This is a genomic window from Aquirufa sp. ROCK2-A2, assembly GCF_054558485.1.
Genome location: NZ_JBPXKA010000003.1, coordinates 416877 through 432976 on the forward strand (window position 1 = coordinate 416877; position 16100 = coordinate 432976).

At 35.5% G+C, this 16100-nt stretch carries 13 protein-coding genes; 4 read left to right on the forward strand and 9 right to left on the reverse strand.

Features of this window, described 5'->3' with window-relative positions:
* Window positions 1-8: 8 nt before the first annotated feature.
* Window positions 9-2042, reverse strand: coding sequence for a methionine--tRNA ligase (metG, locus tag V7S76_RS07365; protein ID WP_459509412.1), 2034 nt, complete (start codon window positions 2040-2042; stop codon window positions 9-11).
* Between the two features lie 137 nt (window positions 2043-2179).
* Between metG and rpsU the strand changes: the two genes are divergently transcribed.
* Complete coding sequence (gene rpsU, locus V7S76_RS07370; protein WP_459509413.1) at window positions 2180-2374, forward strand: 30S ribosomal protein S21; 195 nt, start codon at window positions 2180-2182, stop codon at window positions 2372-2374.
* 38 nt (window positions 2375-2412) lie between these two features.
* On the forward strand, window positions 2413-3288 hold the full coding sequence (locus V7S76_RS07375; protein WP_459509414.1) for a tyrosine-type recombinase/integrase: 876 nt from the start codon (window positions 2413-2415) through the stop codon (window positions 3286-3288).
* On the opposite strand, the gene V7S76_RS07380 is transcribed toward V7S76_RS07375, so the two are convergent.
* The 6 genes from V7S76_RS07380 to V7S76_RS07405 form a co-directional block, all read right to left on the reverse strand.
* On the reverse strand, window positions 3285-4220 hold the full coding sequence (locus V7S76_RS07380; protein WP_459509415.1) for a homoserine kinase: 936 nt from the start codon (window positions 4218-4220) through the stop codon (window positions 3285-3287). The genes V7S76_RS07375 and V7S76_RS07380 overlap by 4 nt on opposite strands.
* Before the next feature lie 2 nt (window positions 4221-4222).
* Entirely contained in the window at window positions 4223-6685 is a 2463-nt protein-coding gene (thrA, locus tag V7S76_RS07385) for a bifunctional aspartate kinase/homoserine dehydrogenase I (protein WP_459509416.1), read from the reverse strand.
* A 63-nt stretch (window positions 6686-6748) separates the two neighbouring features.
* Window positions 6749-7261 (reverse strand): DUF421 domain-containing protein, encoded by a 513-nt coding sequence (locus tag V7S76_RS07390; protein WP_459509417.1) that lies wholly within the window; start codon window positions 7259-7261, stop codon window positions 6749-6751.
* A gap of 5 nt (window positions 7262-7266) precedes the next feature.
* Complete coding sequence (locus V7S76_RS07395) at window positions 7267-7668, reverse strand: ExbD/TolR family protein (RefSeq protein WP_459509418.1); 402 nt, start codon at window positions 7666-7668, stop codon at window positions 7267-7269.
* 16 nt (window positions 7669-7684) lie between these two features.
* Window positions 7685-8431: a MotA/TolQ/ExbB proton channel family protein gene (locus tag V7S76_RS07400; protein ID WP_459509419.1), complete on the reverse strand. Its 747-nt coding sequence runs from the start codon at window positions 8429-8431 to the stop codon at window positions 7685-7687.
* A 74-nt stretch (window positions 8432-8505) separates the two neighbouring features.
* A complete protein-coding gene (locus V7S76_RS07405; RefSeq protein ID WP_459509420.1) occupies window positions 8506-9453 on the reverse strand; it encodes a Ppx/GppA phosphatase family protein in 948 nt (315 codons plus the stop codon).
* 105 nt (window positions 9454-9558) lie between these two features.
* Here V7S76_RS07405 and V7S76_RS07410 point away from each other — a divergent pair, with 105 nt between their 5' ends.
* Window positions 9559-10962 (forward strand): tetratricopeptide repeat protein, encoded by a 1404-nt coding sequence (locus V7S76_RS07410; RefSeq protein ID WP_459509421.1) that lies wholly within the window; start codon window positions 9559-9561, stop codon window positions 10960-10962.
* Between the two features lie 101 nt (window positions 10963-11063).
* Window positions 11064-13892 carry a M16 family metallopeptidase gene (locus tag V7S76_RS07415; protein WP_459509422.1) on the forward strand — a complete coding sequence of 943 codons (2829 nt, stop codon included), beginning with the start codon at window positions 11064-11066 and terminating at the stop codon, window positions 13890-13892.
* 52 nt (window positions 13893-13944) lie between these two features.
* On the opposite strand, the gene V7S76_RS07420 is transcribed toward V7S76_RS07415, so the two are convergent.
* Both V7S76_RS07420 and lpdA read right to left on the reverse strand, forming a co-directional pair.
* Window positions 13945-14406 carry a hypothetical protein gene (locus V7S76_RS07420; RefSeq protein ID WP_459509423.1) on the reverse strand — a complete coding sequence of 154 codons (462 nt, stop codon included), beginning with the start codon at window positions 14404-14406 and terminating at the stop codon, window positions 13945-13947.
* A gap of 274 nt (window positions 14407-14680) precedes the next feature.
* Window positions 14681-16087: a dihydrolipoyl dehydrogenase gene (gene lpdA / locus V7S76_RS07425; RefSeq protein WP_459509424.1), complete on the reverse strand. Its 1407-nt coding sequence runs from the start codon at window positions 16085-16087 to the stop codon at window positions 14681-14683.
* Window positions 16088-16100 lie beyond the last annotated feature (13 nt).

Genomic DNA, 16100 nt, shown 5'->3' on the forward strand with positions numbered 1-16100 from the left:
AGAAAAATTTAATTGATACTCGCACCATTCCACATCTTGGAACCTGGCATCAAAAAGTCCAATTTCCCATCTTGTCCTTCTGCCATTAAAATCATTCCTTCACTTTCTAAACCCATCATTTTACGTGGTGCTAAATTGGCTAAAAAAGTTACTTGCTTACCTATTACCTCCTCTGCAGTAAAGGATTCAGCAATTCCACTTAGTATAATACGAGTTTTAAAACCATCATTTACACTCAATTTTAATAGTTTTTTACTTTTTTCCATTTTTTCAGCAGCCACTATTGTTCCCAAACGAAGATCCAACTTCGCAAAATCATCGTAGCTAACCGTTTCCTTTATTTCAGGCAATAATTTACTAGCCATTTCCATCGATTTTTTTGTGTCATTTAATCGATCCACTTGAACTTGAATGACAGAATCTTCAATTTTCTCGAATAATAAGCCTGGATTAATTAATTGTTGACCATCTGAAATGCAGGTAAAATTCCCAATCATAGACCAATCACAATCTGCCAAACCTAAAGCATTCCGTAATTTAAGAGCTGTGAATGGCAAGAATGGTTCTAAAGCAATACTTACATGAGCAACCAATTGAACAGCATAGTTCAAAACAGAACCTGCCTTAGCAGTATCTTCCTTCATTAATTTCCAAGGTTCCGTCTCTGCTAAATATTTATTCCCCAGCCTTGCTACTTCCATTGCTAAAACCAAAGCATCTCTAAATTTATAATTCTCTAAAGCGAAGGCCAATTTCCCGGGAATCTCATTTACCGCTTCCATTAAATCCTTATCTAATGAGGTCAAATCCCCTTTGGTTGGCACCTTGGAATCAAAATTCTTATCTATTAACACAAATGCTCTATTTACGAAATTTCCCAAAATAGCTACTAATTCCGAATTATTTTTCGTCTGAAAATCAGCCCAAGTGAAGTCTGCATCTTTACTTTCAGGACTAGAAGCTGTCAAGGCATACCTCAAAACATCCTGTTTGCCCGGAAAGTCCTGTAAATATTCATGCAACCAAACAGCCCAATTCCTTGAAGTGGAAATTTTATCGCCTTCTAAGTTCATAAACTCATTGGCTGGCACTTGGTCAGCCAATTGATAATCGCCGTGCGCCATGCACATGGCTGGAAAAATCAAGGTGTGAAAGACAATATTATCCTTACCGATAAAATGTACAATTCTAGAGTCTTCCGATTTCCAATACTTCTCCCAATCGGGCCTTAATTGGCTTGTCATGGAGATATAACCAATAGGGGCATCAAACCATACATACAAAACTTTACCATCCGTGTCAGGCAAAGGAATTGGAACACCCCAATTTAAATCACGTGTCATAGCACGAGGACGCAAACCTTCCTGCAACCAAGATTTAACTTGGCCCGTCACATTCGATTTCCACTCAGGATGTGAAGCAATGTATTTTTCCAAAGCAGGTTGAAACCTATCCAGAGGCAAAAACCAATTTTTGGTTGGCTTTAAAACAGGTGAAGAACCACTTAATGTAGATTTTGGATTTAACAATTCATTGGGCGACAAAGTAGTACCACATTTTTCACATTGATCTCCATAAGCACCCGATTGCTTACAAGATGGGCAATCACCCACAATGTAACGGTCTGCCAAAAATTGTCCCGCTTCTTCGTCATAAAACTGCTGAGTTATTTCCTCTACAAATTGACCGTTATTGTATAAATTCAAAAAGAATTCCTGAGATAATTGATGATGTACGGAATCAGATGTTCTGCCATATATATCAAAAGAAATACCAAAATCCTCAAAGGAAGATTTAATAACTCCATAATAATGATCTACTACCTCCTGAGGCGTCTTACCCTCTTTTTGAGCCTTAATCGTAATGGGAACTCCATGCTCATCTGTTCCTGAAACAAAAATAACATCCTTTTTTTGCAGACGTAAAAATCTTACATAAATATCTGCAGGAAGATAACATCCGGCTAAATGCCCAATATGTATGGGGCCATTGGCATAAATCAAAGCTGCTGTTACGGTTGTTCGAGAAAATTGAGACATCATAAAATTTAATTTAACACAAAAATAGTTAAAAAAATCGGACCGACTTGTGAAAAAATATGGATAAAATATAGAATCACTTATTGTATTTTAAAAATCCTATTCGTATATTTGCGGACAATTTAAAAATCAATACGTACATGTTAATTATTTCAATCAAAGAAAACGAGTCGATAGATAAAGCTTTAAAGCGTTTCAAAAAGAAATTTGAGAAAACTGGTGTAGTAAAAGAATTACGTAGAAGATCAGCTTTCGAAAAGCCTTCAATTGCTCGTCGTACTGAATTAATTCGTGCATCTTACAAGCAAAAGACTTACGGAAACGTAAACAACTAGTTTCTCGTATTTTCATAAATAATTGACTATTTTCGATTATGAATCGCGAAATAGTCAATTTTTTTTTGGAACACCTAGCCATAGAAAGGCGACTAAGCCAGCATACCATCACCTCCTACTCTACTGACTTACAACAGTTTAGCCAATTCCTAGACACCTTTCTTCCTCCCAAATTACTAATTGAATTAAACCACAAAGACATTCGACAATGGATTATTGAATTATCCAATCAGTCCATTGAAAACAGGAGTATCAATCGAAAAATTGCCACCTTACGCACGTTTTATAAATATTTACTTCGAACTGGGAGAATTAGTGACAATCCAATGAGTTCGATAAAAATGGTCAAAACTCAAAAAAAACTACCTCAATTTTTACGAGAAAGTGAAACAGAATCACTACAACAAGATATTGTATTAAGCACATTTGAAGAACATCGAAACTATTTGGTTTTTCTATTATTATATGGAACAGGTATTCGATTAGCTGAATTAATTTCTATCCAACGTAGTTCTGTTAATTTCATCAACCATACACTCCGGGTTTTAGGAAAAAGAAACAAGGAACGAATCATTCCAATTCCACATATGTTGACGGACTTAATTATCAAATATCTGGAAATCTGTCCATTTGAACATGAAAATTTACTTTTAACAGATAAAGGAGAGGCTCTTTACCCGATGTTCGTTCAGCGATTAATCAAAACCAAATTATCGGAAGTAAGTACATTAGAGAAATTATCACCGCATACCTTGCGACATACCTATGCCACCCATTTATTGAATCAAGGAGCAGATTTAAATGCAATTAAGGAATTATTGGGGCATGCCAATTTAGCAGCAACACAAGTTTATACGCATAATTCGATGGAAAAGATGAAACAAATTTATCAACAAGCACATCCCAAAGCTTAATTGGGCAAAATCATTGGACCTTGTTGATTAATATTTGAAACATAGCTTTCCGAACCTATACCCACTTTAGCAAATTCATTTTCCATAGCCTTCGCAACTAGTTGAGCGGTTTCTTTCCCTTTAGACAAGGCAAATAAAGATGGTCCTGAACCCGAGATAGAACAGCCCAAAGCTCCTGCAAGAAGCGCTGCTGCTTTCACTTCTGCAAATTGAGGAATCAATATAGAACGGGAAGGTTCAATGATCACATCCACCAAAGATCGGCCAATCAAATCATAATCTGGCAATAATAATCCAGCAACCAAACCGGCTACATTTCCCATTTGTGTAATGGTTGTAGATAAGGATATTTCTTTATCCAAAATTCCACGAGCATCTTTTGTATTTACCTCTATTTGAGGATGCACAATACTAGCAAATAAATCAGCAGGAGTTTGTATTTGAACGATATCTAAGGGATTGTAGGAACGGATAATAACAAATCCTCCTAATAAAGATGGCCCAACATTGTCAGCATGAGCAGAACCACAAGCAACCCGTTCTCCTTCCATGGCAAAAGGAAGCAATTCTTTCTGAGTTAATGGTTTGCCCATCAATTCATTGGCAGCAAATACGCCAGCAACCGCTGAAGCAGCGGAAGAGCCTAATCCAGAACCCAATGGCATATCTTTATGTAAAGAAATACTGAATCCTTGTTCTGGCTTTCCGATAAATGCCAAATATTTTTGAATAGCTATGCCAGCGGTATTTTTTTCAACTTCTAAAGGCAATCGGCCATCATCACCAGTAATTTCTTTGATGATTATTCCTGGCTCATTTCGTTTTTCCAATACAATTTCATCACCGGGATGGTTAACCGCAAAACCAAATATATCAAAACCACAAGCAACATTAGCGACAGTCGCTGGGGCGTATACACGTATCTTTTCCATTATTATGCTAAATTACTTCCCAGTGAAACAATATCAGCAAAAACACCAGAAGCTGTCACCTCTGCCCCTGCTCCAGGTCCTTTGATTACCAAAGGTCGATCATGGTACCTTTTTGTTGTGAATGCAATTACATTATCTGCCCCATCCATTTGAAAGAAAGGGTGTTTTTCATCTACTGCTCGTAAGCCAATAGTTATTTTTTGATCCTCTAAAGTAGCAATGTAACGAAGCACCTTACCTTGATGATAAGCTTCATTGATCATTTTTTCAAAAAAGTCATTTGAATACGCTAATTGATCAAAAAATGCTTCCACTGATTCCGCTTTTTCGCAATTTTCTGGAATAATTTTCTCTATGGTAATATCTTTGAATTCCAATTTTAAACCTATTTCCCGACTCAAAATCAATATTTTTCTTGCGACATCCATCCCACTCAAGTCTTCCCGTGGATCAGGTTCCGTATAGCCTTTTTCTTTAGCTTGTTTGACCACTTCGGCAAAAGATTTCCCTGGTTTAAATTGATTGAAAATAAAAGATAAAGTCCCTGATAAGACACCTTCAATTTTAGTAAAACGATCACCAGAAGCAATTAAACCTTGTAGCGTATTGATCACAGGCAAACCCGCTCCAACATTGGTTTCATACAAAAATTTAACCCCTTTCGCTAAAGCAGTTTGATGCAATTCAGCATATAAATCATATGGACCAGAATTTGCAACTTTATTAGGAGTTACTACGGAAATATTGGACTTAAATAATCCCAAATAATGTTGGTAAATATGCTTATCCGCTGTGCAATCAGCAAAAACTGAATTAGGTAAATTGAATTCTTTAATGCCTTGAACAAAATTGGAAATATTATTTTCAATACCCTTGGTATTTAGGATCTCAATGGCTTCTGTGAAAGAAATACCATCTCTATCAATCCATTGCTTTTTACTATTCGCAATTCCGATTAACTTAATTCTTAGTCCCTTATATTTCTCCAAATATTTCTCTTGTCCAGACAATTGATTCAACAATGTTTTACCAATGAGTCCCGCACCTACCAAAAATAAATGAATGGTTCTAATTTGAGAAAAGAAAAAAGTCTCATGAATCACATTCAATGCTTTCGACAAGTCTTTTTGCTCAATAACAACAGAAATATTTAACTCAGATGAACCTTGGGCTGTAGCAACAATATTAATGCCATTTTTACCTAGGACAGAAAATAATTTGCCACTAACACCAGTATGTTGTCGCATTCCTTCTCCAACTACTGCTATTACGGAAAGATTTGTTTGAATATCAATTCCTTCAATATCTCCCATTTCAATCTCTTGCGAAAACTCTTTTTCTAAAAGATCTTTTACGACACCTGCCATTTGTGGCTCGATAGCAAAACAGATCGAATGTTCAGAAGAAGCTTGGGAAATTAAAATAACAGATATCTTTTCTCTGGAAAGGACTGTAAATAATTTAGCAGAAACACCTGCCACACCAATCATTCCTGAACCTTGAAGATTCACCAATGCTAAATGATCAATAGAAGAAATACCCGTAATGATATAAGGTGTTTTAGTCGCTTCACGACTTACGACAGTTCCATTAAACGAAGGATTAAAGGTATTTAATACTCGAATAGGAATATTTTTAGCAAAAGCAGGTTGCAAAGATGGAGGGTAAATCACTTTGGCACCAAAATGAGTTAATTCCATCGCTTCCGCATAACTAATGAAGGGAATTGTAAAAGCGCTAGAAACTTTTCGAGGATCTGCCGTCATCATTCCATCCACATCCGTCCAGATTTCAATTTCCTTCACCGACAAAACTGCTCCTAAAATGGAAGCCGTGTAATCTGACCCTCCACGACCTAAAGTGGTCGTTTCTCCAACAGAATTTGAACCAATAAAACCAGTAATTAAACCAATTTTATCTTCATTCTTCTCAAAGAAATGTTGTACTAGGTTATTTGTTTGAATAAAATCTACATCTGATTTACCGAATACGTCATTGGTTTTGATTATTTCTCGAGAATCTATATAAAGAACAGGTAATCCCTTTTGAGCTAATATAGCTGTTATTAAAGAGGTAGATAATCGTTCACCAAAACTCACCAACAGATCGGATGATTTGGGAGAAAGTTCTTTCAATAGGCTTATTCCCTTTAAAACATCCCGCAACTCATTCACTAAAGTCCGGACAGAAGCAATCACTTGTGATTGTCCGGTCACAGGAATAAAATGCTTAATTAATTCAAAATGCCTATTTTCTATCGTAGAAATAAGATCCTCTGCAGGTTTTTTACCTGTGGATGCTAATTTGCCAGCTTCTAACAACTGATTGGTAACTCCACTCATCGCGGAAAATACAACGGCAAATTTTGTTTTAGAACTCCAATTGGATTCAATGATGGTTAAGACTGACTGAATACTGTCAACACTCCCGCAGCTCGTTCCTCCGAACTTTAATATTTTTTCCATTAATATAGAAGAGAAAATGATTCCCACCTTTACAAACAGGTGAGCAATTCACAAAGATACAAGTTAACGGTTATTTTCACCTATAATTCGGTGTCCTTTATGGCTTCTTTTACTTGATTTTTTATAATTATCCGATAAAACAGAAATATTTCCATCTGTTTCAAGTATAGATAAGTTGACATGAGAAATATCGTCTACACCATGTTCTCTGATGGCAGCATTTAATTCATCCATACTTATCTGTGCTTTCACTAATCCTTCTTGATTTAATCGGCCTTCATAAACCAAAAGAATGGGCTCCCCCTCCACCAATGCTTTTAAGGCGGAATTATTCTGTGTAAATTTTTTCAATAAAAAATTCATCAGAAACAATGCAAAGGCTGCGACTAAACCACCTATTAATGAGGAGTCAGACCCGACCATGGCATTTTGAACTGAATTAGAAATTAAGAGGATGAATACCACATCCACAACCGATAATTGCGCAAATTCCTTTTTCCCAAAAACACGAATAGCCGCTACGATAAACACGTAAACGGCTATTGATTTAAGGGCTATGATTAAGTAGCCTTCCATAATTTTTATTTTTTCTTTTCTGCTGCCATCACCATTGCAAGGTTTAATTTAGCAGCCAAATCATAGACATTTGTTAAGTCTTGGACAGTTTGGTTTCGATCCATTCGAACAATTAAAGTAACCGCTTTTTTAGCTTGAACATCTTTAGTCAATTCTACTTCTAAATTGGCAAAATCAATTTGACGATCATCAATGAAATAATTTTTATTTTCATCCACCGTTAAACGGATAACCTCATTAGCTGGAGTACTCTGAGGCTTACTAGTTTCAGGCAATAACAATTTAATGGCATCAGGAGAAGCCAAAGTTGAAATCATTAAAAAGAACATCAATAAGAAAAATAGAATATCGGCTAATGCCCCCGTTTCTACCTCCGATGCTTCTCTATGTCTTTTTCTAAAATTCATACGAATTAATTAAAAATTAGGCCTTATTAGCTGGCTTATGAAGAATATCTAAAAAGTCGATAGCTGTAATTTCCATTTTATTGATGGTTCTATCAATCATCGTCGTCAATAAAGTAAATAGCACATAAGCAATAATACCTACAATTAATCCAGATGCCGAAGTAACCATTTTTTCATAAATACCCCCTGCAATAGTTGCAATATCAATTTTATTGGAAGTTGAAATATTATGGAAGGTACGAATCATACCCGTTACTGTTCCCAAAAACCCAAACATCGGGGCAATTCGAGCAATAGCGCTTAAAATACCCAGGTTTTTCTCCATGTTATAAATTTCCACTTTCGCTTTATTTTCAATAGCTGATTCAATATCGCGTATAGGTGAACCTAAACGAGAAAGTCCTTTTTCTAATAATTTTGCAATAGGATATTGAGAAGTTTTACAATAATTAATGGCACTTTGAACATTACCAGCTACCAACATATCATTGATGGTATGTAAAAAATTCTCATCCAATTTGGCTGTTTTACGGATATATAAATATCGCTCAATAAACAAGAAAACAGCTCCAGCAAATAGCAATCCGATAGGATACATGACATATCCACCTTTGCCTAACAAGTCTAAAATTGAAAATTCCTCTACTACTTTAGCCGCTTGTTGAATTGGCTCTGAATTGACTAATGAATCTGCGACAGCGGCAGAAGAATCAAGGGCTTGTGTGCCTGCTTGAACTAATATGGTAGCTAGCGAAAATGCCATAAATGATTTGACTATTTAGAAAATTGATTAATTTCAGAATGATTTACAAGTTTACGATTTTTTTTTCACAATTTCTATGTCTTAGGCTTGGATAAAACCCTATAACTTAAAAACCCTTCTTTTAAACTATAATTAGACATGTATAATTGTTTAATGTGAAGCTCTTTCATTACTACTTCAATCAAAATATTTGCATAAGGAAAAATACTGGCTCTAAACTTTTTCATTCCAGGTAATTGAATTCGGCCTGAGTAATCCAATTCTTCTATCAAACGTTTGTGATGATCAAATATTTCAAGGTCCAATTGTTGAAAAGCATTTAATGTAGAAGAATCCATATTCTTGGAAGCTTTTTCTAAATCCCAAATCGTTTCAAATGCTCCTGCAGCTCCTATGAGCACTTTTGGTTGAAACCTTTGAACTTGAAAAAACAATTCTTGAAGATGTTCTTTAATATAATGAATCAATTGAGGTTTAAACGATTGATCAAATTCATTCTTCACTTGAAACAAGGATTGCAATTTTAATCCTCCTAATTCAAAACTGCTTCGCCACATAATTTGATCCGATTGAAATAATATGAATTCCACACTTCCTCCTCCAATATCCATCACCAAACTTGTATCAGACCAATGGCTGGGAAGTGATTGATAAATTCCTTTAAAAATATATTCCGCTTCTTCTTCACCTGTTATGACGAAAACTTGAAAACCAAATTCATCTTCAATCAAACGAATGAAATCAGGGGAATTTTTGGCATTTCGAATGATACTAGTACCTACCGCCAAGACTTGATCGGTCTTATACTTTTCTGTTAAATCCTTAAATTCTGTTAATGCTAAACGAGCTCGATTGAAGGCCTCTTCTTGAATTACGTACCCATTCATCGCTCCTTTTCCTAATTGCACCGCACGTTGAAGATTTTCATGGATGATTAATTTTCCATCGAAAGAATTAAAAGAAGCAATTAATAATTGGAAAGTATTGGTACCTAAATCGACGACTGCGAATTTTTTTGACATTTGAACATAAATTTGAACAAAATTAAACCAAAATATGGTTTAAGTCTTAAATTAATTTCTTTAAATTAGAGGAAATGTTCATCAATCCCATCTCAAATCATTTTTATGCTTGATCCAGAATATAACGAAGATAGAGAAGATATCGAATCCTCTTTATTGCGTTTTGAAAAAATGATCAATCAAGAAGAGGACTCTTTTTTTGATATGGATACGCTGGAGAAAATTGCAGACCATTATTTCACATTGGCCAACTTTGATCAGGCATTAAAAGCTTGCAATCTAGGATTGAATCATTTTCCTTATGCCATGGAATTAATCATCCTAAAAGCTCAAATATTAGGCGAATTGCAAAAACCTGATGAAGGAATGGAATTGATCGAAACGGCTATTTTATTATTCCCAACTGATATTGAATTGGTTTTAGTAAAAGCCTCACTTCTTGCTCAATTAAATGAATTTGAATCTTCCATCCAGTTGCTTTTAAATAGCTTGGAACAAACAAATGAGAAAGATGAAGTTTATTTCCGTTTAGGTTTAACCTACATTTTATGGTCCAAACCAAGGGAGGCCATTGATATGTTTAAAAAATCGCTAGAGATAAATTTTGAAAATGAGAATGCATTGATCGAATTAGCGAATGCCTTGGATGAAGTGGGAAAAATCGAGGAAAGTATTCCTTATTATCAAAAATTTATCGATAAAGATCCTTTTTCATTTACGGCTTGGTATAATTTGGGCATTGCCTATTCGAAATTGAAAATGTTTGAAAAGGCAATAGATGCCTATCAATATTCCCTTGCTATTGAACCCACTTTTGCCTCTTCTCTTTATAATTTAGGTAACACTTACCTCAATACAAAAGATTATGTAAGTGCTGAAGAGGCTTTTAGAGAATGTCTAAAATACGATGATCCTAACCCTGAGTTGTATTGTAGTTTGGCATTAAGTTTAGAGAGACAAAAAAAATTAAAAGAAGCCTTGTCATATTACAAAGAATCGGTCAAAATTGATCAATTATGGGACGAAGGATATTATGGTATGGCTTTTTGCTTAAGTGAACTAGACAACTGGTTTGAAGCCTTGCATTTTATCAAAAAAGCACTCAAGTTAAATGCTTTAAATCCATTATATTGGACGGGCTTGGGTGATATTGAGGGATATTTAGGTAATACTGTTTCAGCGGATGAGGCATATCAAAAATCCATTGATTTAGATTCTTTTTTTGCTCAAACATGGATTAAATGGTCACAATTGCATTATGACCTAAATGATTTTGAAAAATCAGCAGACATTATGTTATCTGCAATTGATGAATTACCAGAAGAAGCGGAATTCTATTATCGCTCTGCCATATTTTTAATCAAGGCTGGACAATTCAAAGAAGCATTTCATTTTTTGGAGTCTGGATTACTCTTGGATTATGATAAACATGAAATCATTTTCGAATATTTTCCAAATATTGAAACACAAAAGGCCATCTTTAAGTTAATTCAACAGTATAAAAAATAAGAACACCATTTATACTCAATCCTAACCCTTTATATAAATCTATTTTCAATTAATATAAAATCCAAGCAATTTAATTTCCCTAAACAAATCAATTTCCATTTATGAAGAAATTATTCCTTTCGATTCTTCTGCTTTCTTGCGGAATTTCGAGTTTGCAAGCGCAACAAAAACCTGCGCCAACCACTAAAACCAGTAGTTCTAGTTTAGCCATTCCTGAAAAAGTGACTTCCGCAGAAGGAATTACGGAATACAAATTAGCCAACGGATTAAAAGTTTTATTATTCCCTGATCCATCTAAACAAACCATTACGGTGAATATTACCTATTTGGTGGGTTCTAGACACGAAGGTTATGGTGAAACGGGTATGTCACACCTATTGGAACATATGGTTTTCAAAGGGACAAAAGAAAAGCATAAAGAAGTAGCCAAAGAAATTTCTGATCACGGTGCACAATTTAACGGAACTACTTGGTTAGACCGTACGAATTATTTTGAAACCTTTGCATCAACAGATGAAAATCTGGATTGGGCATTGGATATGGAGGCAGATCGTATGATCAACTCAAGAATAGCTAAAAGTGAATTAGAAACGGAAATGACCGTGGTTCGAAATGAATTCGAGTCGGGTGAAAACGATCCTGGAAGCGTATTGATGGAAAGAATTGTTTCAACTGCTTTTTTATGGCATAATTATGGTAATTCGACCATTGGAGCAAGATCGGACATAGAAAAAGTGCCTATTGAAAATCTTCAAGCATATTATAAAAAATATTACCAACCAGACAATGCTGTCTTATTGGTTGCAGGGAAATTTGACCCCATCAAAACCTTGAAATTAATCAATGAAAAATTTGGAGTTATTCCACGTCCAGAACGTGTTTTGACCAAAACCTTTACAGCTGAACCTACTCAGGATGGAGAAAGAGAAGTTACTCTTCGTCGCGTTGGAGATGTTCAGGTAGTTGGAATGGCCTACCACATCCCTTCAGGTTTACATCCAGATTATATCGCATGTGATGTTATGGCAGATTTATTAACGGATGCACCCTCTGGAAGATTATACAAAGCCTTAATTGATACGAAAAAAGCTTCTTCTCAATTCGGATTTTCTTTCCAATTAAAAGAACCGGGTATCAGTTATTTTGGAGCTGAGGTTTTGAAAGGAAAATCATTGGATTCAGTCAAAAATATCATGATTGAAACCATTGAGAATTTTGCAAAAACTCCACCAACGCAAGAAGAAGTAGATCGTATCAAAGCGAAAAACATTAAAAATGTGGAATTATTATTGAATAATGCACAACGGGTTGGGGTTGGTTTGTCTGAATACATTGCACAAGGAGATTGGCGATTATTGTTTCATACTAGAAATATGATGGAAAAAATTACGCCAGCCGATATTCAACGCGTAGCTGAAAAATACTTTAAATCTTCGAATAGAACTTCAGGCGTATTTTACCCAACAGAAAAACCTGAAAGATCTGAAATTCCTGAATCCCAAGATGTAGCGGATATTCTTAAAGACTTTAAAGGAAAAGCCGCTGTAGCAGAAGGAGAAGCTTTTGATCCGTCCCCAAGTAACATTGATAACAGAACCAAAAATGAAGTAATTGGTGGTATCAAATTAGCTCTTTTAGCTAAAAAGACGAGAGGAAATTCCGTTTATGCGAAAATGACTTTGCGTTTTGGTGATGAAAAATCATTGCTAGGAACGACTACAGCTGCTGATTTAGCAGCTGACATGTTATCAAAGGGAACAAAATTACATACACGCCAACAATTCCAAGATGAGTTGGATAAAATCAAAGCTAGAGTAAGTATTTCGGGAGGTCCAACTCAAGCAAATGTTTCCATTGAAACGACTAGAGAAAATTTAGTACCAGCTTTAAAATTAGTAGCAGAAGCGTTAAAGCAACCTGTTTTCCCTGCTGATGAATTCGAAAAGTTGAAACAAGAAAATCTAACAGCCATTGAATCGCAAAAAAGCGAACCATCGGCAAAAGCAAGTGACGTATTGAATCAATTACGTACAGGGCATTATCCGAAAAATGATGTTAGATATCAACCTAGTATGGAAGAAACCACAGCGAATTATAAAGCCGCAAAATTAGAAGAATCCGTTAATTTTTATAAAAACTTTTACGGTGCTTCCCATGCAACATTCTCAGTTGTAGGTGATTTTGACGAGAATGCTGTAAAAGAACTATTGAAAACTGAATTTGGATCATGGAAATCGCCAAAACCATTTACACGTGTTACTGATTCATTCAAAGAAATCAAAGCTCAATCGACATCCATTGAAACTCCTGATAAAGCTAACGCATTCTTTTTAGCCTATCAACCTTTGAAAATTTCAGATAATGACCCTGATTTTGCAGCTTTGGAATTAAGTAATTATATGTTGGGTGGTGGCAGTGGATTAAGTTCTAGATTAATGAACAGAATTCGCCAAAAGGAAGGTTTGTCTTATGGAGTAGGATCACAATTTGCTGCAAGTCCATTGGATAACACTGGGGCATTTATCGGTTATGCCATTTATGCACCTGAAAATATCACCAAATTAGAAGCAGCATTCAAAGAAGAAATCGAGAAAGTATTAAAAGAAGGATTCACTCAAAAAGAAATTGATGAAGCGAAAAAATCTTGGACACAAGCCAAACAAGTAGCTCGTTCTCAAGACAATTCATTAAGTAACACCTTGAATTCAAACTTATACTTAGGTAGAACTTTAAAATGGTCAGAAGATTTGGAAAAGAAAATCAATAGCTTAACTCCTGATCAAATATTACAAGCTACCAGAAAGTCCATTGATTTGAATAAAATGTCTTTCATTAAAGCTGGAGATTATCAAGGAGCTGCTAAAAAATTAGCGGAAAAAGCCAAAGACAAGCCATCTGATACAGGTGCTGTAGGAGGTGCTCCAAAATAATATTGGTCAAGCTTAAGATTTCAAAAAGCCTAAGCTTCGCTTAGGCTTTTTTTTAAGATTCATCCCATTGCCTACAAGAACAATACTCCTTACCAAATGGGCAATTACTTGTATTATAATCACACAATTCTACATGAACCGTTCCCATGGTGATGATAGGCGCCTTCCTATTCAATACAGATAAAAGAAATCGGTATTTCATATCAGGAGGTAATCCTAATGGCATATCCACTTCTAAGGACCATGTTTTAAGTAATCGAATATACGATTTATTGATGGCCCGTATTTGAGCTACAGTTAAACGTGATACCGGAGGAAATTGAATTTCTTCCAAACCGATGATCTCTGAAATAGATTGCAAACCATCTACTTTACAATATTTTTCAATTTCATGTATGTAATCTTCTATCGATTGTTCGTCGTCAATTTCTACGACATTGGATGAATGATAAGCTTCAATTGGCCTCTCAGCCACCTTCATATCTTCAATTAATTGTAGTACATAATTTTCCATCTTGTTAGGTATTTTGATTTACCCAAAAATAAATACAAGGCAGAAAAGTGAAGTTAAAAAAACTGATAATTAGATCAAATTATCAAAAAACAGATTTTATTAGGTAAAAGGTAATAGGTAATAGGTAATAGGTAATAGATGAAGGGAATTAAAAAAATATTCAACCCGTCTAACACGGATTTATGTTTTTTTTAAATAGGATTTTGACTCTTAATTCGAATTATACCTTACTTATTACCTATTACCTTTTACCTATTACCTTTATCTTGCCTATTTAAGCGTGTAAAGCTCTTTTACTTGTAGCTGCTAAGCAAGCCTCTTTCATAGCTTCGGTGTAGGTTGGATGGGCATGGGACATTCTAGCGACATCTTCAGCACTTGCACGGAATTCCATGGCTACTACCGCTTCCGCTATCATATCAGCAGCACGTGCACCAATAATATGTACTCCTAAAATTTCATCTGTCTGAGCATCAGCCAATACCTTAACCAATCCATCAACATCCATGGAAGCAACAGCTCTTCCTAAAGCTTTAAATGGGAAAGAACCTTCTTTATATGCGATACCTGCAGTTTTCAATTCTTGTTCTGTTTTTCCAACCGAAGCAACCTCTGGCCAAGTGTAAACAACACCTGGGATTAAATTATAATTAATATGAGGTTTTTGTCCAGCAATCACCTCCGCAACAAACACACCTTCCTCTTCCGCTTTGTGTGCTAACATGGCACCTCTAACCACATCACCTATGGCATAAATACCTGGAACCGAAGTTTGTAGAGTATGTTCGTCAATAGCAATTCTACCTCTCTCATCAGCTGACAATCCAGCAGCAGCCAAGTTCAATCCATCTGTATAGGGTCTTCTACCAATGCAAACTAGACAATAATCTCCTTTTATTTCGATCTCCTCCCCTTTTGAATTTTTTGCTTTTACGACGACCTCTTTTCCTTTATTTTCAACTCCAGTTACTTGATGAGAAAAATAATATTCAGCACCTAATTTGGCAATGGATTTTTGTAATTCCTTACCCATTGTTTTATCCATCGTTGGAATCATGCCTTCTGCAAACTCCACAAAAGAAACCTTTGAACCCAATCTAGCGTAAACGGATCCTAATTCAGCACCGATAACACCAGCACCAATGACGATTAAGTGTTTAGGAATTTCGGTCATTTTCAAGGCTTCGGTTGAAGTAATGATTCGTTTTTTATCAACCGGAATAAATGGCAATATAGTGGGTTTAGAACCCGTAGCAATGATGATATTTTTGGCAGAAATCACTTCAGAAGATCCATCTTCTTTCGTAATTTTCACTGTTTTGGAACTATCAAATGAACCTAATCCATGAAAAGTCGTAATTTTATTTTTTTTCATCAAATAAGTAATACCGCCATTCATTTTTTCAACCACGCCCGTTTTTCGAGCAATCATTTTTGCCAGATCCACTTTGGGTTTATTAATGACGATACCATGTTCTTCAAAACTATGAACAGCATTGTAATAATGCTCTGAAGAATCTAATAAGGCTTTGGAAGGGATACAACCTACATTTAAGCAGGTACCACCCATGACCGCATACTTTTCAATGATGGCCGTTTTTAAACCCAATTGAGCAGCTCTAATAGCTGAAACATATCCACCAGGTCCTGAACCAATTACTACTACGTCGAATTCTTGCATAAAGGCTAAAAGA